24 protein-coding genes are annotated in these 22,542 nt (G+C 66.1%); 5 read left to right on the top strand and 19 right to left on the bottom strand.

The window, feature by feature from the left end; all coding sequences use genetic code 11:
- The first annotated feature begins 11 nt into the window (after positions 1-11).
- Together C8K14_RS12325 and C8K14_RS12320 are read left to right on the top strand one after the other, a co-directional pair.
- Complete coding sequence (locus tag C8K14_RS12325; protein ID WP_054132263.1) at positions 12-1,277, top strand: N-succinylarginine dihydrolase; 1,266 nt, start codon at positions 12-14, stop codon at positions 1,275-1,277.
- A gap of 183 nt (positions 1,278-1,460) precedes the next feature.
- Positions 1,461-1,721 (top strand): hypothetical protein, encoded by a 261-nt coding sequence (locus C8K14_RS12320; protein ID WP_022678100.1) that lies wholly within the window; start codon positions 1,461-1,463, stop codon positions 1,719-1,721.
- An 80-nt stretch (positions 1,722-1,801) separates the two neighbouring features.
- Here C8K14_RS12320 and C8K14_RS12315 read toward each other — a convergent pair whose 3' ends face one another.
- The 3 genes from C8K14_RS12315 to rplU form a co-directional block, all read right to left on the bottom strand.
- Complete coding sequence (locus C8K14_RS12315; RefSeq protein WP_054132264.1) at positions 1,802-2,365, bottom strand: GNAT family N-acetyltransferase; 564 nt, start codon at positions 2,363-2,365, stop codon at positions 1,802-1,804.
- 227 nt (positions 2,366-2,592) lie between these two features.
- Complete coding sequence (gene rpmA, locus C8K14_RS12310) at positions 2,593-2,862, bottom strand: 50S ribosomal protein L27 (RefSeq protein WP_022678099.1); 270 nt, start codon at positions 2,860-2,862, stop codon at positions 2,593-2,595.
- Positions 2,863-2,885: 23 nt separating this feature from the next.
- Positions 2,886-3,182, bottom strand: coding sequence for a 50S ribosomal protein L21 (rplU, locus tag C8K14_RS12305; protein WP_022678098.1), 297 nt, complete (start codon positions 3,180-3,182; stop codon positions 2,886-2,888).
- A gap of 227 nt (positions 3,183-3,409) precedes the next feature.
- On the opposite strand from rplU, the gene C8K14_RS12300 reads away from it, so the two are divergent.
- On the top strand, positions 3,410-3,964 hold the full coding sequence (locus tag C8K14_RS12300; RefSeq protein ID WP_107716876.1) for a hypothetical protein: 555 nt from the start codon (positions 3,410-3,412) through the stop codon (positions 3,962-3,964).
- A gap of 4 nt (positions 3,965-3,968) precedes the next feature.
- Here C8K14_RS12300 and C8K14_RS12295 read toward each other — a convergent pair whose 3' ends face one another.
- The 10 genes from C8K14_RS12295 to C8K14_RS22660 all read right to left on the bottom strand — a co-directional run bounded on the left by C8K14_RS12295 (position 3,969) and on the right by C8K14_RS22660 (position 11,347).
- Entirely contained in the window at positions 3,969-4,424 is a 456-nt protein-coding gene (locus tag C8K14_RS12295; RefSeq protein WP_062786965.1) for a molybdenum cofactor biosynthesis protein MoaE, read from the bottom strand.
- Positions 4,425-4,429: 5 nt separating this feature from the next.
- Complete coding sequence (locus C8K14_RS12290; RefSeq protein WP_062786968.1) at positions 4,430-5,245, bottom strand: ferredoxin--NADP reductase; 816 nt, start codon at positions 5,243-5,245, stop codon at positions 4,430-4,432.
- Positions 5,246-5,512: 267 nt separating this feature from the next.
- Positions 5,513-5,749, bottom strand: a complete 237-nt coding sequence (locus C8K14_RS12285) for a MoaD/ThiS family protein (protein ID WP_062786970.1) — start codon at positions 5,747-5,749, stop codon at positions 5,513-5,515.
- A gap of 5 nt (positions 5,750-5,754) precedes the next feature.
- Positions 5,755-6,762, bottom strand: coding sequence for a GTP 3',8-cyclase MoaA (moaA, locus tag C8K14_RS12280; RefSeq protein ID WP_107716875.1), 1,008 nt, complete (start codon positions 6,760-6,762; stop codon positions 5,755-5,757).
- Entirely contained in the window at positions 6,759-7,523 is a 765-nt protein-coding gene (locus C8K14_RS12275; RefSeq protein ID WP_022678092.1) for an SDR family oxidoreductase, read from the bottom strand. Before C8K14_RS12275 ends, moaA begins: the two co-directional genes overlap by 4 nt.
- Positions 7,520-7,894: a dihydroneopterin aldolase gene (locus tag C8K14_RS12270; protein ID WP_022678091.1), complete on the bottom strand. Its 375-nt coding sequence runs from the start codon at positions 7,892-7,894 to the stop codon at positions 7,520-7,522. Before C8K14_RS12270 ends, C8K14_RS12275 begins: the two co-directional genes overlap by 4 nt.
- Before the next feature lie 49 nt (positions 7,895-7,943).
- On the bottom strand, positions 7,944-8,834 hold the full coding sequence (locus C8K14_RS12265; RefSeq protein WP_107716874.1) for a class I SAM-dependent methyltransferase: 891 nt from the start codon (positions 8,832-8,834) through the stop codon (positions 7,944-7,946).
- Entirely contained in the window at positions 8,834-10,264 is a 1,431-nt protein-coding gene (gene thrC, locus C8K14_RS12260; RefSeq protein WP_107716873.1) for a threonine synthase, read from the bottom strand. The genes C8K14_RS12265 and thrC overlap by 1 nt, the downstream gene beginning before the upstream one ends.
- 88 nt (positions 10,265-10,352) lie before the next feature.
- Positions 10,353-10,958, bottom strand: a complete 606-nt coding sequence (locus C8K14_RS12255) for an SURF1 family protein (protein WP_107716872.1) — start codon at positions 10,956-10,958, stop codon at positions 10,353-10,355.
- Positions 10,958-11,347, bottom strand: coding sequence for a DUF983 domain-containing protein (locus C8K14_RS22660; RefSeq protein WP_233251062.1), 390 nt, complete (start codon positions 11,345-11,347; stop codon positions 10,958-10,960). The genes C8K14_RS12255 and C8K14_RS22660 overlap by 1 nt, the downstream gene beginning before the upstream one ends.
- A gap of 99 nt (positions 11,348-11,446) precedes the next feature.
- On the opposite strand from C8K14_RS22660, the gene C8K14_RS12245 reads away from it, so the two are divergent.
- Positions 11,447-13,222: a DUF885 family protein gene (locus tag C8K14_RS12245; RefSeq protein ID WP_233251061.1), complete on the top strand. Its 1,776-nt coding sequence runs from the start codon at positions 11,447-11,449 to the stop codon at positions 13,220-13,222.
- Between the two features lie 21 nt (positions 13,223-13,243).
- Here C8K14_RS12245 and C8K14_RS12240 read toward each other — a convergent pair whose 3' ends face one another.
- The 5 genes from C8K14_RS12240 to C8K14_RS12220 all read right to left on the bottom strand — a co-directional run bounded on the left by C8K14_RS12240 (position 13,244) and on the right by C8K14_RS12220 (position 18,826).
- Complete coding sequence (locus C8K14_RS12240; RefSeq protein WP_233251060.1) at positions 13,244-14,677, bottom strand: HAMP domain-containing sensor histidine kinase; 1,434 nt, start codon at positions 14,675-14,677, stop codon at positions 13,244-13,246.
- Positions 14,677-15,408, bottom strand: a complete 732-nt coding sequence (locus tag C8K14_RS12235; RefSeq protein WP_107716870.1) for a response regulator — start codon at positions 15,406-15,408, stop codon at positions 14,677-14,679. Before C8K14_RS12235 ends, C8K14_RS12240 begins: the two co-directional genes overlap by 1 nt.
- A gap of 18 nt (positions 15,409-15,426) precedes the next feature.
- Positions 15,427-16,116: an EF-hand domain-containing protein gene (locus C8K14_RS22655; RefSeq protein ID WP_158271907.1), complete on the bottom strand. Its 690-nt coding sequence runs from the start codon at positions 16,114-16,116 to the stop codon at positions 15,427-15,429.
- A 468-nt stretch (positions 16,117-16,584) separates the two neighbouring features.
- Positions 16,585-16,962: a VOC family protein gene (locus tag C8K14_RS12225; RefSeq protein ID WP_107716921.1), complete on the bottom strand. Its 378-nt coding sequence runs from the start codon at positions 16,960-16,962 to the stop codon at positions 16,585-16,587.
- Positions 16,963-17,026: 64 nt separating this feature from the next.
- A complete protein-coding gene (locus C8K14_RS12220; protein ID WP_107716920.1) occupies positions 17,027-18,826 on the bottom strand; it encodes an aminopeptidase P family protein in 1,800 nt (599 codons plus the stop codon).
- A gap of 113 nt (positions 18,827-18,939) precedes the next feature.
- On the opposite strand from C8K14_RS12220, the gene C8K14_RS12215 reads away from it, so the two are divergent.
- Entirely contained in the window at positions 18,940-21,030 is a 2,091-nt protein-coding gene (locus C8K14_RS12215) for a S9 family peptidase (RefSeq protein ID WP_107716868.1), read from the top strand.
- A gap of 236 nt (positions 21,031-21,266) precedes the next feature.
- Here C8K14_RS12215 and clpX read toward each other — a convergent pair whose 3' ends face one another.
- The gene (gene clpX, locus C8K14_RS12210; RefSeq protein ID WP_022678079.1) at positions 21,267-22,523 is read right to left on the bottom strand and encodes an ATP-dependent Clp protease ATP-binding subunit ClpX; all 1,257 of its coding nucleotides are present in this window, start codon (positions 22,521-22,523) and stop codon (positions 21,267-21,269) included.
- Between the last annotated feature and the right edge of the window lie 19 nt (positions 22,524-22,542).

The raw sequence follows: 22,542 nt of genomic DNA, 5'->3' as shown, positions 1-22,542 counted from the left end.
GAACGAACAAGATGGCACTGCTGGAAATAAATTTCGACGGGCTGGTCGGCCCCAGCCACAACTACGCCGGGCTGAGCCTGGGCAACCTGGCCTCGGCCAACCATGCCGGCCAGGTCTCCTATCCCCGCGCGGCCGCGCTGCAGGGGCTGGCCAAGATGCGCCACAACCTTGATCTTGGCTTGGTCCAGGGCCTGTTTGCGCCGTTGCCGCGCCCCAATCCGGGGCTCCTGGCGGCGCTGGGTCTTGCCGGACAAGAGCCGGCGGACGAGGCCGAACGCCGCCTGCGCGCGGCGGCCTGGTCGGCCAGCGCGATGTGGACGGCCAATGCCGCCACTGTCAGCCCCGCGCCCGATACCGCCGACGGGCGCTGCCATCTGTCTGCGGCCAACCTGGTGACCATGCCCCACCGAGCGCAGGAATGGCCCGATACGGTGCGCCAGTTGCGCCTGGCCTTTGGCGATGCCGCGCACTTTGCCGTGCACGATGCCGTGCCGCCCTGCTTTGGTGATGAGGGCGCCGCCAACCACATGCGCATGGCCACCAGCCATGGCGCCGCGGGCCTGGAAATCTTTGTTTATGGCCGCCCGGGCGGCGCCTTTCCGGCACGGCAGCACGAACAGGCCAGCCGCGCGATCGCCCGCGTCCATGGGCTCGATCCGGCGCGCTGCCTGTTCGTGGAACAGGCGCCAGAGGCGATCGCCGCCGGGGCTTTCCACAACGATGTCGTGGCCGTGGCCAACGAGCGCGTACTGTTCACCCACGAACAGGCCTTTGCCGATCCCGAGGGCACCTATGCCGCGATTCGCGACCGCCTGCCCGAGGCCGAAATCGTCGTCGTGCCGGCCAGCGCGGTAAGCCTGGCCGATGCCATCAAATCCTACCTGTTCAATGCCCAGCTGCTGACCCTACCGGGCGGAGAAATGGCGCTGGTGATCCCTCTGGAAGCCTGGGAAACACCATCGGTGCGCGGCTGGCTGGATACGATGCTGGCCGGCAATGGGCCGATTCGCCAGGTCTTGCCGGTGGACGTGCGCCAATCCATGGCCAATGGCGGCGGCCCGGCGTGCCTGCGGCTGCGCGTAGTGGCCGATCCGGCCACGGTCGATCCGCGCTTCCTGCTCGACAACGGGCGGATAGACCAGCTGGAACAAGTGGTTGCTGCGCATTGGCCCGAACAGATCGATGCTGCGGACCTGGGCCAGCAGGCCTTGGCAAACAGCGTGATCGCCGCCCGCGCGGCCCTGCTCGATGCCTTGGGCCTGACCGAACTGCACTGAGTGGAACTGCACGTAACCGACAGGCGTTGTCCTGCTGTCTGCGGAATTGTCGCCCCCCTTTACAATGAAGGGCGCGTTAAGCTTTAATGCGCCCGTATTCATTGGATTGGCACGAAGGTTGCTGATCGGGGTGGCAACAGGTCCGGCGGATCGCAAACCCAGCATGGAGACAAGGGACAACGCATGCTCCGCAAGATTGGCCGCCTCTTCCTGATCAAGAATCGCTTTGAGGCGTTTGCGGTTATCTATGCGTTGGCGCTGGGCGCGGTGGAACGTGGGCAGGCCTATCTTACCCGGTTTCCCGGCTTTGGTGGCAAGCTGCTGTTCCTGGCCACGACCTGCGCGGTGTTCATGGCCGGGGCCAAGATTCTCGATTGCCTCAAGTTCGAACAGGCCCGCGCGGCGGAAAAGACTCCCGAGCCAGAGGCTGCTCCGCCCGGCTGATCACTCTCACGCGGCTGGCGGCACGCGCTGCAACGAAAAAGCCCCTTCGGCCGATGGCAGAAGGGGCTTTTCCTTTTTCGTCAGGCGGCCAGGCGACGATCCCCATCGCAATTGCCAGGCGGATCGAGATCCAGGGCATAGCCGAGCGTGGGCGCTACACCGTCGCGGGCCCGGCTGGCGCCAGGGCGAATCTCGCCGGTGGAGCGGAAGCCCAGCTTGGCCAGGACCCGGCCCGAGGCGGGATTGTCGAGGAAGTGCCGCGCCGCCACGCGGCGATGGCCCAGCGTGGCCGCCAGCGTCAGCACTGCCCGCGCCGCCTCGGTGGCAAAGCCACGCCCCCAATGGGCACGGGCCACCCAATAACCGAGCAGCGGCGCCGCGCCGGGCGGGCCGTGCTCATCGGGCATCAGGCCCACGCTGCCAATCAGTTGCGCGCCTTCGGGCCCGGGCAGGGTAACGAAGAAATGCGGATAGCGGCCGTCCTGCGCCAGGGCAGCAAAGGCCCGCGCATCATCGGCACGATAGGGCCAGGGCGCCCGCGCCAGATGGCGCACCACCGCCTCGTCATCGATCAGGGCATAGAGTTCGGCCCAATCCTCGGGCCAACCCGGCCGCAGGAACAGCCGCTCGCTGCGAATGAACATCGGTAATCTCCAGTCAACCGCTCCCTTTCGCCGGATGCTTATGCACTTTCCGATGACAGGGATATTGCGTGCTGCGCCAAGTGCTTCGGTTTTCGAGGCAAATGGCGCCGTTGCGGATGAGGGAGACAAAGAAAAAGGGAGATGGGGCAAGGCCCCTCTCCCTCGTTCAGCCGGCGCGAAACCGGCGGGGCCATCCCATCAGGATGGCCCTTGGCATGACCATCCGCTTATTCGGCGGCTTCGGCCATCAGGTCGACCGACACGTACTTGCGGCCAAGCTTGCCGGCGTGGAAACGCACGCGGCCGTTGGCAAGCGCAAACAGGGTGTGGTCCTTGCCGAGGCCAACATTGGCGCCGGGGTACACGCGGGTGCCGCGCTGACGGATGATGATGTTGCCGCCGACCACGTCCTGGCCGCCGAACTTCTTCACGCCAAGGCGCTTGGACTGCGAGTCGCGACCGTTGCGCGACGAGCCGCCTGCTTTCTTATGTGCCATCTCTGCTTACTCCGAACTGGCGCTCAGGCGACCGACACGATGCGCAGCAGAGTCATCTGCTGGCGGTGGCCGTTCTTGCGGCGATAGTTGTGACGGCGGCGCTTCTTGAACACCACGACCTTTTCCGACTTGGCCTGGGCGATGATTTCCGCCGAAACGGTAATGGCCGAAGCGTCGGCCAGTTCGCCATCCTTGCCAGCCAGCAGGACGTCACCGAGGGTGATGGTTTCACCGGCTTCGCCAGCCAGCTTTTCCACCGCGATCTTATCTCCGGCGGCCACCCGATACTGCTTGCCGCCCGTGCGCACAATTGCGAACATGGTTCTGCTATCCGTTTCAAATGCCTGACCCACCAAGCACCCCGATCGGCCAATTCCGAATCGCGGACAGCGGGCAATGTGCCGGTTCCCCGCAATCATGCGAAGCCCCGGAAAGAGGGGCGCGGATAATCCAAGCGGGCCGGCATGTCAACGCCGGGGAAGTGGGAAATGCGCGAAGCAGGGCCCCTACCGCTGGCCATTGGCCGCCCACGTGCTATGGCACCGCCATGGCTTGCCTGTCCACTCGCTTCCTCGCCCTGCAACGGCTTTGCCTTGTTGGCCTGATCGCCGCCCCTGCCCTGGTCCTGGGCGGCTGCTCGCCCGATCGCGGGCGTTTCCCCTCGCTGGCGATTCGCCCGGCCGAACGCGCATTTGGCCAGGCCAAGGCCGCGCCAGCCGATGCGGCGGCAGCAGCGCCGGCACCGATTCCCGCCGATGCCACGCTGCCCCAGCGCCTGGCCGCACTGGAAGAGCGTGCACGCGAGGCGGATGCCCGGTTCATCGCTTTGGTGCCCGAAGCCACCCGCGCTGCCGCGCGTGCGCACAATGCCGCCAATGGCAGTGAGACCTGGAACCTGGCCCAAGTGGCGCTGGCCCGCCTCGAATCGGCGCGTAGCGACACCGCGATCGCTCTGGCTGATCTCGATGAGATGGCGACGGAAGCTGAAATCGCCGCTGTCGACCATCCCGGCCCCGATACGGCCCAAGTGGTCAATACCCGCGACTCGGTCGCCGCGCGCGTGGCGCAGCAGGATAGCGTGCTGGCGCAGTTGAAGGGCTGACGCCCTACCAGCGCGCGCGGTCGGCAAAATCCTGCGTGCGCGGCTCGATCCAGCGCCAGCCGGCCGCGGTCTTTTCCCGCTTCCAGAACCAGCTGTCGCTCTTGAGGTGATCCATCACGAAGTCGGTGGCGGCAAATGCCTCGCGCCGGTGGCGGGCGGCGGCGGCAACCATCACGATCGGATCGCCCGGCAGCATCACGCCGTGGCGGTGGATCACCAGCAACCCTTCCAGCCGCCAGCGGGTCAGGGCGGTGGCCGCCAGCGCTTCCATCCCCGGCAGGGTGAGCGGGGCATAATGGCGCAACTCCAGCGCTTCCACGCCATCGCCATCGCTGCCGCCATCGCGCACCTGGCCCAGAAAACTGACAACCCCGCCAGCACCGCCAAACTGCCCGGTAAAGGCAGCAAGCAGCGCGGCGGGGTCAAACGCCGCATCGGTGAGACGGACGTCTGCCGTCATGCCGATCAGCCGACGAACGCGCGTTCGATCACGAAATCGCCCGGCTTGGCGTTGGAACCTTCGACAAAGCCCATGCCTTCGAGCAGCGCGGCGAAGTCCTTGATCATGTCCATCGAGCCGCACAGCATGACGCGGTCGGTGGCGGGATCGAGGCGCGCCTCGCCGGGAATGCCCTCGAACAGCGCGCCGCTTTCGATCAGCTTGTCGATGCGCACGTTGTTCTTGAACGGCTCGCGTGTGACGGTGGGCACATAGTGCAGCTGCTGCGCAGCCTGTTCGCCCACCAGCGGATCTTCCGCAAAGCCGCTCGACAGTTCTTCGCGGAACGCCAGCTCGCTCACCTTGCGCACCGAGTGCACCACGACGACCTGTTCATAGAATTCATAGACATCGGGATCGCGCGCCAGCGACAGGAATGGCGCCAGGCCGGTGCCGGTCGACAGCATGAACAGGCGCTTGCCCGGCAGCAGAGCATCGGTCACCAAGGTGCCGGTCGGCTTCTTGCCAAGATAGATCTGGTCGCCGGGCTGAATCTTCTGCAGGCGCGAGGTCAGCGGACCATCGGGCACCTTGATCGAGAGGAATTCGAGTTCCTCGGCCCAGGCCGGGCTCGCCACCGAATAGGCGCGCAGCAGCGGACGGCCATTGTCTCCCTGCAGGCCGATCATCACGAATTCGCCAGAGCGGAAGCGGAACGAGGCCGGACGGGTCACGGTGAAGCTGAACAGGCGCTCGTCCCAGTGCTTGACCGTGAGCACGGTTTCCACCGTGGCTGCGGCCGTGGGTTCGAGCGTGGCGACTTCCACCTGGGGCTGAGACATCGAAAGCGGTTTCCTTGGCAATCGGCCCCGCACCCGCGATGGGATCAGGCCATGGGGCCGGGCAAGCTGGCCCGGCAAGCGCCGTCCCCATACGGATGCCGGGGCGCGCTGTCAAAAACCTGCCCTGCGAAAATAGCTTTCAGGGTCTAAAGTGGGTGGCATTGCGCACGGCGCCCTTCGACAGGCTCAGGGCGAACGGGTTTGGGCATATTGCGGTGATCTCCGTTCGGGCTGAGCTTGTCGAAGCCCCCCAAAGCCCCCGCCGCCTCAGCCGCCGCTCACCGGTGGCAGGAACGCCAGTTCGTCACCCTCGCCCAGCACCATCGCTTCGCTTTCGCCCACCAGCTTGCCATTGAGCGCCCAGCGCACCCGCTCGCCCAGAAGATCAAGCGCCAGCGCAGGGTCGAGCCCGGCGAGGATATCGGCAAGCGGGCCAGGCGTGACAGCCATTTCCGCGCAGCCGGCGCGGTCTTCCAGGCGGCCGAGGAACACGAGCTTGGCCATGGCGATCAGCCCCCGGTCGTCGACATGTGGCGCGAAACGGCCGGGGCCGCGCCGGCGCGGTCGATAACAAAGGCGTGGCGTTCCTGCTTTTCGCCCATGGCGCGGGCAAAGGCATCGGTCAGCGCGGCATCGGGATCGTCAGAGCGCAGCGCGGCGCGCAGGTCGACGCGCCCTTCCCCGCCCAGGCACATGTAGAGCTGGCCCGTGGCCGTAACCCGCACGCGGTTGCAGGTGGCGCAGAAATTGCCCGTCAAAGGCGTGATGAAACCGAGCCGACCGCCGGTTTCGGCAATATCGACATAGCGCGCCGGCCCACCCGTGCTCACCGCGTTGGGCACCAGCGTCCAGCGCTGTTCCAGATCGCGGCGCACGGCATCGAGCGGGAGGTAATGATCGAGCCGATCTTCCTCGACATCGCCCAGCGGCATCACTTCGATCAGCGTCACGTCATGGCCCTGGCCATGGGCCCAGGCGATCAGGTCGGGCAATTCATCCTGGTTCACGCCCTTGAGCGCCACGGCGTTGAGCTTGACCTTGAGGCCAGCCGCCCGCGCCGCAGCCAGGCCTTCGAGCACCTGGGGCAGGCTGTCGCGCCGGGCCAGCGCGGCAAAGCGGCTGCGGTCGAGCGTGTCGAGCGAAACGTTAATGCGGCGCACGCCGGCGGCGACCAGATCGTCGGCAAATTCGGCCAGCCGGGTGCCGTTGGTGGTCAGCGTCAGTTCCTGGAGCCCGCCCCCGCCCAGGTGGCGGCCCAGCGCGCGTACCAGATCGACCATGTCGCGCCGCACCAGCGGCTCACCACCGGTCAGGCGCAGCTTGGTGACGCCGCGATCGATGAACGCACGCGACACCTTGTACAGCTCTTCCAGGCTCAACACGTCGGCACGCGGCAGGAACGTCATGCGTTCGGGCATGCAATAGGTGCAGCGCAGGTCGCAGCGATCCGTCACCGACAGGCGAAGATAGGTTATGGCCCGCGCAAAGCGGTCAACCAGAGGCGCGGGCGCTGTCATCGTTCGAGATATACGAAGTCCCGAGGGTAGGATTCAAGGCTTGCGCCGGCATCGACGAAAAGAGTTTGTCCGGTCACCGCGCGCGCTGTCGCCAGATAGTGCACGGCATCGGCAATTTCATCGGCGCCCGGCAGGCGCTTCAAAGGCATGATCTCTTCCAGGCGGTGCCACTGGTCGGCGTCATAATCCTGCGTCGGCAGGATCAGCCCGGGCGCCACGCCGTTGACCCGCACTCGCGGTGCCAGCGCGCGCGCCAGGGTGCGCACCGCGGCATGCAGCGCCTGCTTGGACAGGGTGTAGCTCAACTGGTCGGGCACCGGGTTCTGCACGCGCTGGTCGAGAATATTGACCACGGCGCCTTCGTCCTCACCCAGCGCCTCGGCAAAGGCACGGGTCAGCAGCAGTGGCGCAAACAGATTGACGCCGAAATGCTGATCCAGCGCCTCGGGTGCGAGGCTGGCGATCGTGTCGTCCTGAAACAGCGACGCGCAGTTGACCAGAAGACGCGGTGCCTGGCCGGCGCGGGCGATGACATCGGCCAGCATCGCGGCCGGAAAGGCGCTATCGCCCAGATCGCCTGCCAGGGGGTGCACTGTCGCGCCCAGCCACTGCAACTGGGCGGTAAATTCGGGATCAAACGTGTGCGCATGGTGCGCGTGCAGCGCCAGGTCCCAACCCTCCTGCGCCAGCTTGCGGGCAATCGCGGCCCCGATTCGGCGCCATCCGCCAGTGACCAGCGCCAGCGGGCGGGGCACGCTCATCCGCGGCGGGCGCGGGTAAGCGTCATGCCGATATCTTCTCCAGCCTCGCTGATGGCGAGCTTCACGATTTTCACTTCCACCTGAGTCACCCGCGCATCCTGTACGAACAACGTCTCACAGATGTGGTCTGCAACCGATTCGATCAGTTGGAAATGCACATCTTTGGGCAATCCGTCGCTCGCGGCGTGCTTGAGGTCCATGTAGTTCTTGCTCGCGGTCAGCGGGCAATCGGCCGTGTAGCGGTCCTGGGGACGCAGCCAGGCACGGATGGAAATCCGCAGGGGCTGCGGACGGCCGGTCTCTTCCGAATAGATCCCGGTCAGGACATCGGTTTCGACATTGGCGACTTCGAGGATCAGGCTGTCAGACACGCGCGCGCCATTGGCACTTGGCCGCGCGAATGTCCAGCATCAGCCGCGCTTATGCCGCGCGGTTCCACCGTGCGAAAATCGCCGTGGGCAGGACGCGCCCGCCCGGTCCTTCCTCGGCCAGGGCCAAATCGCCATGCTCGATCGTGCCGGGCAAGTGCGCCAAAGCCTCGGCCAGCAAGCCGCCAATGGCGAGCGAGGACATGCGCACGGCATAGACCGTCAGGAACAGGAAGCTGCTGTTGGCATCGAGCAGGCGGGCGCAATCGGCGATCAGGCCGGGCAGGCTTTCTTCCAGGCGCCACACTTCGCCTTCCGGGCCACGACCGAACTTGGGCGGATCGAGGATGATGCCATCATAGCGCTTGCCCCGGCGCACTTCGCGCGCGGTGAACTTGGCCGCGTCGTCGACAATCCAGCGCACCGGGCGGCCGTCCATGCCCGAAAGCGCCGCATTGGCGCGGGCCTGGGCGACCGACTTTTTCGAGGCATCGACATGGGTAACCGGGCCAAAGCGCGACAGCGACAGCGTGCCGACACCGGTATAGCCGAACAGGTTGAGCGTGGCGGCATCGTCGCACCCGGCCAGGCGTTCGCCCATCCAGTCCCACACCGGCGCCATGTCGGGGAAAAAGCCCAGGTGACGGAACGGCGTGCAGCTGGCGGTGAACTGCACCGCGTTCCACGCCAGCGGCCAGCCTTCGCGCGGCACCGGGCCGTCAAACAGCCAGCGCCCGCCGCCATCCTCGTCGGAGCCCGGCACGAATTCGCCGTCTGCCTGCCAGTCATCAAGCGCCGGCGCCCACATCGCCTGGGGTTCAGGGCGGATGAAGCGATGCGGGCCATAGCGCTCAAGCTTGCGGCCATGGCCCGAATCGATGAGGGCGAAATCCCCCCAGGGCGATCCCACCATCAACTGCGGCTGGAGCGTAAGCGCGGCCATCAGGCGTCCGTCCCGCCGATCTTGGGCCCGATCTTGGGTGTGGCGCGCTCGGTCACATAGGCTGCCACGGCCTCGTACGTGCCAGGCAGATGGTCGCAACGTTCCTGCCGTTCGAACAGATCGCCCACCCGCGCGGGCAGCGGCGGGCGCACGCCGGTGGCGCGTTCCACCGCATCGACGAACTTGGCCGGATGGGCCGTGGCCAGGGTCACCACCGGGACATCGGTCGGCAGCCCTTCGGCCACGCGCGCGGCATGCAGGCCGATTGCGGTATGCGGATCAAGCACTTCGCCCGCTGCCTCATAGGCCCAGCGCATGGCCTGGGCCATCTGTGCGGGATCGCAGCGCGCGCTGGTGAACAGGCCGCCGATCGCTGCACGCTGGGCATTGGTCAGTTGCAGCGCCTTGGTGGCATCGAACTGCTGCATCTGCGCAGCGAGGACCGCAGCATCGCGCCCGCAGGCATCGAACAGCAGGCGTTCGAAATTGGACGAGACCTGGATATCCATCGACGGCGCCGCCGTGGGCGTAACCGTGCTGGCCGAATAGTCCCCGGCCGACAGCGCGCGGTGGAGAATATCGTTGATGTTGGTGGCCACGATCAGCCGCTCCACCGGCAGGCCCATCTGCGCCGCGACATAGCCGGCGAACACGTCGCCGAAATTGCCGGTCGGCACCGAGAACGCCACCTTGCGGTGCGGCGCGCCCAGTTGCAGCGCGGCGGCGAAATAATAGACCACCTGCGACATCAGCCGCGCCCAGTTGATCGAATTGACCGCAGCAATGCCATAAGTGCCGGTGATCGCAGCATCGTTGAACATGCGCTTCACCATCGCCTGGGCATCGTCAAAGCTGCCGTCGATGGCGATGTTATAGACGTTGGGCGCGATCACCGTGGTCATCTGCCGGCGCTGAACATCAGACACGCGGCCATGGGGGTGCAGCATGAAGATATCGACCTTGGCGCGGCCGGCCACGGCGTCGATCGCGGCAGAGCCGGTATCGCCCGAGGTGGCACCCACGATGGTCAGGTGATCCTCGCGGCGGGCCAGGAATTCCTCGAACAGCAGGCCCAGCATCTGCAAGGCCACGTCCTTGAACGCCAGGGTCGGGCCGTGGAACAGCTCGAGCACCCATTGCCGCTCGTCGAGCTGCTTGAGCGGGGTGACGGCGGCATGGGCAAAGCGGCCATAGGCCTGGCCGGTCAATTCGCGCAGGCGTTCGGGCGAAAGGCTGTCGCCCACGAAAGGCGCCATGATCCGCGCGGCCAGTTCGGCATAGGGCAGGCCAGCCATGGCGGCGATCTCATCATGGCTGAACTGCGGCCAGGCTTCGGGCACGTAGAGGCCACCGTCGGACGCGAGGCCCGCCAGCGTGACGCCTTCGAAATCGAGCGAGGCGGCCTGGCCCCGCGTGCTGACATACTTCATCGCCAATCCCCGTGTGCCGCGCCCACCGCAAGGGCAGCGCCCAATCATCACCGGCACGCCATCGCGCGCGTTGTCGTCAGCGCGGCGCCTAGCGCCCCGGGGGCATCGTGACAACCACCGCCGCGCCTTTCGCGCGCCGGCGCAGGGCCAGGGCATAGATCACCAGGGCTACGGCGGCGAACAGGAACCACTGCACCGCATAGGCCAGATGGTTGTTGGGAATGTCAGACGGATCAGGCGCGGCATTGGCGCCCAGGCCAGCAAGCGGCGGATCGGCAACCAGGCGGGTGATCTTGTGGAACGGGGCGATTCGGCCCGTGACCCGCCCACCATCCCATTGCGGCGGATGCGGATCGCGCGACCAGCCCAGTTGCACCAGCGCGGGCATGCCACCAGGCGCCTGGCAATGGGCAATGTGCACATAGCCACTTTCACCCGCAGCGTTGCGGCCGCCCACCGAATCCCACAGGCCAGGCTGCACCTGGCAATCGAACGTGGCGCGGCGATAGAGCACGGCCTTGCCATCGCCTGCCACGGGGAACGGGACCAGCGCGGGATTGACCAGCGCGGCGGCAAAGCGCGCCAGCAGCGCCTCTTTCTGCACCTTGCGCTGCAATTGCCAGAAACCCAGGCCGATCATCATCGCCACGGCCAGCAGCACGATGCAGGTGGGCAGCACGGGAATACGCCGCATCAGCCCTGCCCTCGCGGTGCCACGCGGGCAGCGAGCACCGCAGCGCGCACCGCACGCACCGCAAGGCCCACGATCAGCGCGCTCGCCGGACCCCACACCAGCGGATAGACCCACAAGGGCAGGCGCCAGATATCATCGACCCGCAGCGCGGAAAACACCAGCAACGCCACGAGCGGGATGACCACTGGATAGAGTGCGCGCCCGCTTGCCTCGTGCACGGCCAGCGGCTCGCCACAGGCGCGGCAATGGTCGTTAAGCTTGGGCGGCTCCCACACCCGGCCGGCCCAGACCATGCCGGGCGTATTGCAAGCCGGGCACGTGCCATGGCGCGCCACCTGCCACCAGCCTGGCCCGGTGGCCGATCTGCTGCTCCCGCTGTTTTCGCTCATGATCATCGGGATAGCGCCCGCGCCCGGCCCGGTCCAGCTTGCACATGGGCCATTTCCCACGCTACCCGGTTGCATCTGCAACAGGAGTATCGTGCCGCCGTGACCGTTCATCGTCTCCCGCTGCTCGCCGCCCTCCTGCTTGGCGTAGTCCAGCCAGCCCATGCGCAGGCGCCTGTCCCCGCGGTTGCTGCCAGTGCTTCCGCAGACGCCGCGTTCTATGCCCTGGCCGATGCTGAATGGACCTGGCGCCAGGCGCAGTTTGGCGATGACGAGAACGACGATCGCCCCAGCTATCGCCTGCCCGACGTGAGCGCCGCCGCCCAGGCCGCGCGCGAGGCGCGCTGGGCGCAAACGCTGAAAGCGCTCGACGCCATCGACCAGGGCGCGCTCTCGCCGGCCGCGCGCGTCAACTATGCGATCTATCGCTACCAGATCGAAACGCTGCTTTCGGCGCAGCGCTTTCACGAGTGGGAAAAGCCGCTCAATTCAGACACCACGTTCTGGGGCAACCTGGCCGATACCGCACGCACGCCGTTCCGCAACGAAAGCGAGGCGCGCGCCTATATCGCCATGCTGCATGCCGTGCCGCGCTATTTCGCGCAGCAGATGGCCAACATGAAGGCGGGGCTGGCACGCGGATTTACCGCGCCGCAGGTCACGCTCAAGGGCCGCGATCTGTCGCTGCTGCCGATAACGGACGCCAAGACCGCCGACGCCAACCCGTTCTTCGAGCCGTTCAAGGCCCTGCCCGCCAGTATTCCGCCCGCCACGGCCAAGGCCCTGGCCGACGAGGCGCGCACGGCGATCACCAGCGAAGTTGTGCCGGCGCACCGCGCCCTGCTCGCCTATCTGCGCAGCGATTATCTGCCCCATGCCCGCACTGGCCTTGCCGCCCAGGGCCTGCCCCAAGGGAAAGACTATTACCAGGCGCAGATTCGGGAATATACCACCACCGACCTGACGCCCGACGCGATCCACCAGATCGGCTTGGCCGAGGTGGCCAGGATCCGTGCGCAAATGCAGGAGATCATGACGCAGGTCGGCTTTACCGGTGACCTGCCCGCGTTCCTGGCCAAGCTGCGCAGCGATCCGCAGTTCGTCGCGAGCAGCCCGCAAGATCTGCTCAACCGTGCGGCATGGATCGCCAAGACGTTCGACGGCAAGGCTGCCGACTGGTTTGGCCGCCTGCCGCGCAAGCGCTTTGCCATTCGCCCGGTGCCTGCCGACATTGCCCCGTTCTACACCGCCGGGCGCGGCGGGCCGGGCGTCTATCTGGTCAACACCTGGAACCTGCCAGCACGCCAGCTCTATTCGCTGCCCGCCCTCACCCTGCACGAAAGCGCGCCGGGCCATGCGTTCCAGATGTCATTGGCATCGGAAAACAAGGGGCTGCCGGCCTGGCGCCAGCGCACCTACATTTCTGCCTATGGCGAAGGCTGGGCGCTCTATTGCGAAAAGCTGGGGGTGGAGATGGGCATCTACACCACGCCCTACGAACGCTTTGGCATGCTGTCGTACCAGATGTGGCGTGCGGCGCGGCTGGTGGTCGATACCGGAATCCACGCCAAGGGCTGGACGCGCGAACAGGCGCTGGCCTTCCTGCACGACAATACCGCGCTGTCGGATCACGAGATCGAGACCGAGACCGATCGCTATATCGCCTGGCCGGGCCAGGCGCTGAGCTATTACCTGGGCGAGATGGCCATCGTGGAGGATCGCGCCCGCGCGGAAAAGGCGCTGGGCGACAAGTTCAACATTCGCGCCTTCCACGATGCCGTGCTCGAACTGGGCTCGGTGCCACTGCCCGTGCTGCACGCCCGGATCGATCGCTTCATCGCCGAGGGTGGCAAGGGCCCCTATCCCGACGAGGAATGAGGCAAAACCGCGCCGGCGCGGTCAGGCTGCCAGCGGCAGGCGGAGCGTGGCAATCAGGCCCACGACCTGGCCCGCCTGCCAGCGGTTGGCAAGCACGAGCGAGCCCCCGTGCTGGTCGGCGATCGCGCGGGCCAGAGTCAGCCCGAGGCCCGTGCCGCCCGTAGCGGTATTGCGCGAGGCCTCCAGCCGGGTGAACGGCTCCATCATGCGCAGGATATCGCCTTCGGGAATGCCCGGGCCATCGTCCTCGATGCGCAGCACCGCCTCACCGTCTTCCCGTTCCAGCGAGACACGGGCACGCTGGCCATAGCGCAGCGCGTTGGACACCAGATTGCGCATGGCCCGGCGCAGCCAGGTGGCGCGCAGCGGCAGAACGATGCGCACGGTGTCTTCCAGCGTCACATCCTCGCCCATATCCTCGTATTCGCCCATCACGTCGGTAACGAGGGCCGAAAGCTCGGTCGTCTCCAACGGGTCAGAGGGGCGGCCAACGCGGGCGAGCGAGAGAATGTCGTCGAGCGAGCGGTTGATATCCTCGATCGTCGCGGCCATGCGCGCGCGCTCGTTCTCGTCCTCCACCGCCTCGATCCGCACGCGCAGCGCGGCCAGCGGCGTTTTCAGATCGTGGCCGATCGCGCCCAGCATCACGTCCTTTTCATCGAGCAGGCCAACAATGCGCGCTTCCATGGCATTGTGGGCCACGATCAGGCGGCGGATATCGTCAGGCCCCTCGGGTTCGAGCTGGCCATCGGCATTGCGTTCGCGGGCAAAGGCTTCCACCCGCCCGGTCAAGGCCTTGAGCGGCCGCGCAATGCGCCGCAGGATCAGCGCCACCGCACCCACCAGCACGAAATAGAGCAGCACCGTCTGCATCAGAAGCGAAAGGATTACTTGGCGCTCGTTGGCCGGCGAAAGGATGCGCGCGGTAAGCCAGGTGCCATCGGGCCGCTGGATCGAGGCGATGATCAGGCGGGCCTGCGGCCGATGATCGCCAAAGCTTTCCAGCCGCTTGCTGACATCGCCAAACCACGCCCCGACAATCGCATCCGCCTGGGGATCGCGCTCCACCACCAAGACCTGGCGATGAACCAGACCCTGGGTTTCCAGCACATCATGCAACGCGCTCGCCACGTCGCTGCGCTGGCGGTCACCCGGTTGTTCGGGCGAATTGACATCGACGCGCACGCGCAAGGGGCGTGGCAGGCGCCAGATATCGTCAGGCGGCGGTCCGTGTGGACGGCCATCAGGCGGGTGATTCTCGCGCGGTGGCTGGCCGATCAGGCGAAACGCCGCCTCGTTCACGGTCAGTTGCACGCGCCGCTCGTTCTGTTCGCGCCAGATCAGTGCGGCCGAAAGACCCTGCGCCACCAGCAGCGCCAGCGCGATCGCCAGGAGCATTTGCCCCTGCAGGCTGCGCGGTGCGCGCGATATGGTCCAGGCAGGCCAGCGCAGCATCAGTCGCGGCCTGCCACCTTGCGCACTTCGGTAGCGAGCATGTAGCCGCCGCCCCACACGGTCTGGATCAATTGCGGATTGCGGCTGTCTTCCTCGATCTTGCGGCGCAGGCGGCTGATCTGGTTGTCCACCGCGCGATCGAACAGATGCGCCTCGCGGCCCTGCACCATGTCGAGCAGGCGATCGCGATCGAGCACCTGGCGAGGATGATCCAGAAACGCCATGAGCAGGCGAAATTCGGCCGAGGAAATGGCGACGACCGCGCCTTCGCGATCGGTCAGCCGGCGCTTGAGCGGATCGAGCGTCCAGCCTTCGAATTCATAGACCAGCGCTTCGGGGGCATCGACGGCCACGCGCGCGCTGCGCCGCAGGACCGAGCGTATCCGCGCCACCAGTTCGCGCGGGTCGAACGGCTTGACCACGTAGTCGTCAGCGCCAATCTCGAGGCCGACGATGCGGTCGGTGGATTCACCCTTGGCGGTGATGAAGATCACTGGAAGCGCCCGGCTTTCGGCCAGGTGCCGGCACAACGACAGGCCATCCTCGCCCGGCATCATGATGTCGAGCAGCACGAGGTCGAACGTTTCTCCCGCGATCCGCGCGCGGGCTTCCACCGCGTTGCCCGCCTGGACCACGGCAAAGCCCTGGCGAACCAGATAGTCCGCCAGCACTTCGCGCAGGGCTGCTTCGTCGTCGACCAGAAGGATGCGGGTTACCGCTGCCTCGCTCATACCTGCGCTGCCCGGTGATCAGTTGCCGGCCGGCGGGGGCGGCGGCGGGCCGTCCATGCGCTCGCCATCGCGCCAGCGCGGACCGCCAGGGCCGCCTTTCCCGCCCCAGCGGTGGCCCTCACGGCCAAATGCGGCGCGGATTTCTTCGCGGGTAAGCTTGCCATCATGGTTGGTATCGGCCCTGTCGAATTGCGATTTGACCGCCGCATCATACGCAGCGCGGGTCACCGCGCCATCCTTGTCACGCAGGGCAGCGTGCAAAACCGCGCCAAACCCGCCCATGCGCATGCCGTGCCAGCCGTGGCGCCCGCCTTCGGGGGCCATGCCGCCCGGTGGCGGTGGCGGCGGCATGTCGCCATCACGGCCAGCCATGGGGGGCATGCCCGGCTTCATCATGTGATGCTGCGCCATGAATTCGGCGCGGCTGATCACACCATCGTGGTTGGTGTCGATCGCATCGAACCGCTGCGCGAGGCGCGCATCGCGGTCGGCCTGGTCGATCTTGCCGTCCTTGTTCACGTCCATCCTCTGCCACAGGGCATCGGCTTGCGCCTGGGCCTGCGCCCAGGTGATGCCACCATCGCCCATAGCGCGGCCAGGCGCAGCGGGATCGGCCTGTGCCGGCGCGGAGGCTGCGGCGGCATAGAGCGCGCCAGCCCCCGCGAGGGCGGCAAGGGCCCCACCAAGGCCAAGGACGCTTTTCTTCATCTGGGCAAACTCCGGACAGACAAGGGCACCGATCGCCATTGATGACGGTATCGGCACCGCAAAAAACCTGGGGGATGAGGAAGCTGCGGCGCCGCCATGCCGAAAGAGGCTAGGGACTAAGGGGGAGGGACACCCCTTCCGGCCGTGGGGACTGAAGTGGCGGGCACCGCAGCTTCCATGGCTCATTGTATAGGCCGTGGATGTCGCGCGATTATGTCGGGACAGGGGGTATTTTGTCGCCAATTGTCGCATCATTTCGGCAGGGGACCACTCTTCCCGCCTGACCCAACTATCTATCCAAAACAATAACTTAAAATAGTAAAATGCTCGGTGGAAACCGCCAAAGCCGCCGCATCTCCGGCAATTGTGGCGGGTGATTGTCCAGGCCGTGAAATAAGACCGATACATTCACGGCAAACGGCGCGAAGCCCCCTTCCCCGCCCGCGCCGCTGTGCCGGGTTATGCGGCTCAGGACGTGCCCATCACGAAGGCATTGAGCTTGTTACCATCGGGATCACGAAAATAGGCGGCATAGAACCCGCCGTCACCGCGCGGGCCAGGGGCACCTTCACAGCTGCCGCCATTTGCCAGGGCCAGGGCATGCAGCCGATCGACCTGCACCGGCTCCTTGGCCTCGAATGCGACCATGACGCCATTGCCCACGGTGGCCGGCTGGCCATCGAACGGCTTCATCAGCGCCACCCCGGCGGCGCCACCGGCCGTACCCCAGGCAATCGCCCCGGGCCATTCGAACATGCGCCCCGTGCCCAGTTCGGCCGCAAGCGCGTCGTAGAACGGTGCCGCCCGCTCCAGATCGTTGGTTCCGAGGGTAACATAACCGATCATCATCGCTCTCCTTGCAGCGAGTCGCCACCACAAGAACGTATCATGAACACAGCCAATCGCAAGATCAGATGGGCGCGCAGGCAGCCTCCAGCCAGGCGCGATCTTCACCCTCGAGCAGCGGCGCCAGCAGCGCCTGGGTGCGCGCGTGATAGTCGTTCCACCACACCCGCTCGGCCGGGGTCAGCAGGGCAACATCCACCAGTGCGCGGTCAATCGGGACGAAGGTAAGCGTCTCGAACCCACAGAACGCGCCTTCCGCGCCGGCGATCATGCGCTCTTCCACCAGGATCAGGTTCTCGATGCGGATGCCGTATTCGCCCGCCTTGTAATAGCCCGGCTCGTTGGACAGGATCATGCCGGGCAGCAGGCCCTGCCCGGTACCGGCCTGCGCGCCCGATGCCTTGGCAATGCGCTGCGGCCCTTCATGCACCGCCAGGAAGCTGCCCACGCCATGGCCGGTGCCATGGGCATAATCGAGGCCGGCCGCCCACAGGAACTGGCGGGCAAAGCTGTCGAGCGCGCCACCAGGCGTGCCCTGCGGAAAAACCGCCTGGTCCAGCGCGATATGGCCCTTGAGCACGCGGGTGAAGCGGTCCTTGACCTCGGCCGGCGCCTCGCCCGGCCCGATCCACACCGTGCGGGTGATATCGGTGGTGCCATCGAGATACTGCCCGCCCGAATCGACCAGATAGACGCTGCCCGGCGCAATCGCGCGGTTGGACTGTTCGTCCACGCGATAGTGCGGGATCGCCGCATTGGGGCCCGCGCCCGAAATCGTATCGAACGACAGGTCCTTGAGCAGGCCGGTCTTCTCCCGCTCGGCATGGAGGCGCGCGGCAGCGGAAAGTTCGGTTTCACCGCCCTTGGGTGCAGCCACCGACAGCCAGTGCAGGAACCGGCTCACCGCCGCCCCGTCACGCGCCTGGGCAGCGCGGTGGCCGGCCTGTTCAACCGGGTTCTTCCGCGCCTTGGGCAGCACGGTGGGATCGGTGAGCGTGAGAACCCGCGCTCCCGCCCCTTCCAGCGCGTGGAACACAGCCGCGACCGCGCGTTCCGGGTCCACCGCCACGGTCTTGCCCGCCAGCGCCGTCAGTGCCGGCACGAATGCCGCGCGATCCTGTACGCGCACGGCATTGCCCAGGTGCGCCACGAGCGCGGCATCAACCTTTTCGGGCGCAATGAACAGATCGACTGTACCATCGGCATGGGCCACCACGAACGACAGTGCCACCGGCGTGCGATCGACATCGGCGCCGCGCATGTTGAGCAACCAGGCCACGCCATCGAGCGCGGTCACCACTGCCGCATCGGCACCGTTGTCCGTCAGCCACTGCGCCAGCATGGCGCGCTTTTCAGCGACGCTCTGCCCGGCATGGGCATCGGCATGGGGCACGGCCAGCGCCGCCGAGGGCGCGGGCCGGTCCTGCCACACAGCGTCGATCGGGTTGCTGTCCACCGCCACCAGGCTGGCGCCCTTGGCTTCCAGCGCCTTGGCCACGCCATCGGCCCAGGGCTTGGCATGCAGCCAGGCATCATAGCCGATGCGCGCGCCGCGCGCCGCATGCTCGCCCAGCCAGGCCGCCGGGCTGGTCTGGGGCACCGACTGGTACTCATAGAGCCGCCCGTCCACCTGCTCGCGCACCTGGATGGTATAGCGCCCATCGACGAAGATCGCCGCACGATCCTTGAGCACCACCGCCGTGCCGGCCGATCCGCCAAAGCCGGTGAGCCAGCCCAGCCGCTGTGCATAGCCGCCGACATATTCGCTCATGTGCTCGTCGGAAATCGGGATGACGAAGCCGTCGAGCCCGCGTCGTCCCAGCTCGGCGCGCAGTGCTTCCAGGCGGGCTTCGTGGGTTTGCATCAACATGGCGGGGCGTCCTTGGGCGTAATGGGCAGGTAACTGGTTGGCATTGTAACCACCTGATGCGGCAGACGCCAGAGGCGCGCCTTGCAGGCCGGGCACAGGCACCATAGATGGCGGAGATGACCGCAGCCACCCCTATCGCCGCCCAGCCCCCCGTTGCCGCAAAAAAGCCGCACAGCATCAGCCATCATGGCGTGACGATCACCGACGATTACGCCTGGTTGCGCGATCCCGGCTATCCCGAGGTCAAGGATCCCGAAATCCTGGCCCATCTCGAGGCGGAAAACGCCTGGTTCCAGGCGCATATGGCCCCGCGCCAGCCGCTGATCGACCAGCTCTTTGCCGAAATGCGCGGACGCATCAAGGAAGCGGACAAGTCCGTGCCGCAAAAGGACGGCAACTGGGTCTACTGGATCGAGTACGAGGAGGGCGCGGAATACAAGAAGTGGTGGCGCCGGCCGATCGACGCGGCCGACGACGGCAGCGCCGACGAGCTGCTTCTCGACGAAGTGGCCCTGGCGCAGGGCCATGACTATTTCCGCCTGGGTGCCATCTCGGTGTCCAACGATGGGCGCCTGCTGGCCTGGTCGGTGGACGATAACGGCTCCGAGCGCTTCACCGCGCAGATCAAGGTGATCGCCAGCGGAGAGATCCTGCCCGACGAAATCCCCGGCACCAATTCAGGCCTGATCTGGGTAAAGGGCGATACGGGGCTGGTCTATAGCCTCGCCAACGAGAACTGGCGCACCGACAACGTGCGCCTGCACTGGCTGGGCCAGCCGCTCGACCAGGACGTGGAGCTCTACCATGAGGACGACGAGGGCTTTCGCGCCGGCGCCGCGCTTTCCGCCAACGAGAAGTGGCTGATCGTATCGACCGGCGACCACGAAACCAGCGAAGTGCGCCTGATCCCGGCCGATGATCCGCTCCAGGCGCCGATCCTGGTGCGTCCGCGCGAAAAGGGCGTGGAATACGACGTGGACCTGCACGGGGAGATGCTGTTCGTCCACACCAACGACACCCACGAGAATTTCCGCCTCGCCACGGCGCCGCTGGCCGATCCCGCCGATTGGACCACGCTGATCGCCGGCAGTGACGATTTCTATCTCACCGGGTTTGAACTGTTCCGCGATTTCTATGTCGTCGAGGGACGCGTGCGCGGGCTCGATCGCATCGAGGTGCGCTATTACGACGATCCCGCGCGGATCGAGCCGATCGCCTTTCCCGAGGCGAGCTATGAAGCCAGCCTGGGGGACAACCCGGAATGGGCCACGCAGACGCTGCGCGTGGGCTACGAATCGATGGTCAGCCCGTCTTCGGTCTTTGACTATGACGTGCCCAGCCGCACCCTCACGCGCCTGAAGGTGCAGGAAATCCCGTCGGGCTATGACGCCAGCCGCTATGAAACGGCGCGGCTCGATATCCCTGCCCGCGATGGCACGCTGGTGCCGGTATCGGTGGTGTGGCGCAAGGATCGCCCAGCCGGCGGGCCGCTGCATCTCTATGGCTATGGCGCCTATGGCATTGCCATCGGGCCGGGCTTTTCCACCACGCGCCTCTCACTGCTCGATCGCGGCATGGCCTATGCCATTGCCCACATTCGCGGCGGCGATGATCTGGGCCGGGGCTGGTACAAGGCCGGCAAGCTGGACGCGCGCACCAACACGTTCAACGATTTCATCGACGTGGCCCGTGGCCTGATCGACCATGGCTTTACCACGGCGGGGCGGATTTCCGCCTCGGGCGGTTCGGCCGGCGGCGAGCTGATGGGCGCAGTGATCAACCAGGCGCCCGACCTGTTTGGCGCGGTCGTGGCCGATGTGCCGTTTGTCGACGTGCTCGCCACGATGCTCGACGAAAGCCTGCCGCTCACGCCGGGCGAATGGCCGGAATGGGGCAACCCGATCGACGATGCGGCCGCGTTTCACCTGATCCGGTCCTATTCGCCCTATGACCAGGTCAAGCCGCAGGCCTATCCGCCACTGATGGTCACCGCCGGCCTTAACGATCCGCGCGTGACCTATTGGGAGCCGGCCAAGTGGGTCGCGCGCCTGCGCGAATTGAAAACCGACAGCAATCCGCTGATCTTCAAGACCAACATGGGCGCGGGCCACGGCGGCAAATCCGGCCGCTTTGAAAGCCTCAAGGAAGCGGCCGAGGAATTCGCGTTCCTGCTGACCGAACTGGGTATCGAGGGCTAAAGCCCAGACAGCAGTGATTGAAGTCCGTTCGGGCTGAGCTTGTCGAAGCCCTCTGACAGGGCGCGTCGTGCTGGCGCCCTTCGACAAGCTCAGGGCGAACGGGCGAGGTGTTTTGGGTTTGGCTCCCCTTTCCTCGCGTGCTCGGGCGCAAGCGCAACAAGCCTGCTGAGCTTGCCCCAAACAAAAACCCCCGCTGTCGCCAGCGGGGGTTTTTCATAGCTCCGAGACGGAAAGCCTCAGGCCGCCTGTTCCTTGCCCTTGAGGACCTGGACCGGCTCCTTGCGGCCATCGACCACGTCCTTGTCCACCACCACTTCGGTCACGCCGTCGAGCGTGGGCAGATCGAACATGGTGTCGAGCAGCAGGCCTTCGACGATCGAGCGCAGGCCACGCGCGCCGGTCTTGCGTTCGATGGCCTTCTTGGCGATCGCTTCCAGTGCCTCGTCGGTGAAGGTCAGCGTAACGTCTTCCAGCTCGAACAGCTTGGCATATTGCTTGACCAGCGCGTTCTTGGGTTCGCGCAGGATCTGCACCAGGGCCGCCACATCAAGATCGTTGAGCGTGGCGATGACCGGCAGACGGCCGATGAATTCGGGGATGAGGCCGAACTTCTGAAGATCTTCCGGCTCTGCCTTCTGCAGCAGTTCGCCCACGCGGCGCTTGTCGGGATCGGCGACATGGGCGCCGAAACCGATCGAACGCTTCTGCAGGCGATCGGCGATGATCTTTTCCAGGCCGGCAAAGGCGCCGCCGCAGATAAACAGGATATTGGTCGTGTCCACCTGCAGGAATTCCTGCTGCGGATGCTTGCGCCCACCCTGCGGCGGCACCGAAGCCGTGGTGCCTTCCATCAGCTTGAGCAGCGCCTGCTGCACGCCTTCGCCCGACACGTCGCGCGTGATCGACGGGTTCTCGGCCTTGCGGCTGATCTTGTCGATCTCGTCGATGTAGACGATGCCGTGCTGGGCCTTCTCGACGTTGTAGTCGCTGGCCTGCAGCAGCTTGAGGATGATGTTCTCCACGTCCTCGCCCACGTAGCCCGCTTCGGTCAGCGTGGTAGCGTCGGCCATGGTGAACGGCACGTCGAACGTCTTGGCGAGCGTCTGGGCCAGCAGCGTCTTGCCCGAGCCGGTGGGGCCAACGAGCAGAATGTTGGACTTCGACAGCTCGATGTCGCCACCCTTGCCGCTGTGCTTCAGGCGCTTGTAGTGATTGTGCACCGCCACCGAGAGCACGCGCTTGGCGCGGTCCTGGCCGATCACATAATCATTGAGCGTCTCGAAGATGTCGCGCGGCGTGGGAACGCCACCGTCCTTCTTGCCGGCGATGCCCTGCTTGGTCTCTTCCCGGATGATGTCGTTGCACAACTCGACACACTCATCGCAGATAAAGACCGTCGGCCCGGCAATGAGCTTGCGCACCTCATGCTGCGATTTGCCGCAGAAGCTGCAGTAGAGCGTGCTTTTAGAGTCCGATCCGGAAAGCTTTGTCATTCTTCAATCCCAGGCGCCC

This window comes from Novosphingobium sp. GV079 (genome assembly GCF_003058045.1).
GTDB classification, from domain to species: domain Bacteria; phylum Pseudomonadota; class Alphaproteobacteria; order Sphingomonadales; family Sphingomonadaceae; genus Novosphingobium; species Novosphingobium capsulatum.
Note: the sequence above shows the minus strand (reverse complement) of the source record. Positions and strands in the feature narration are given on the sequence as shown.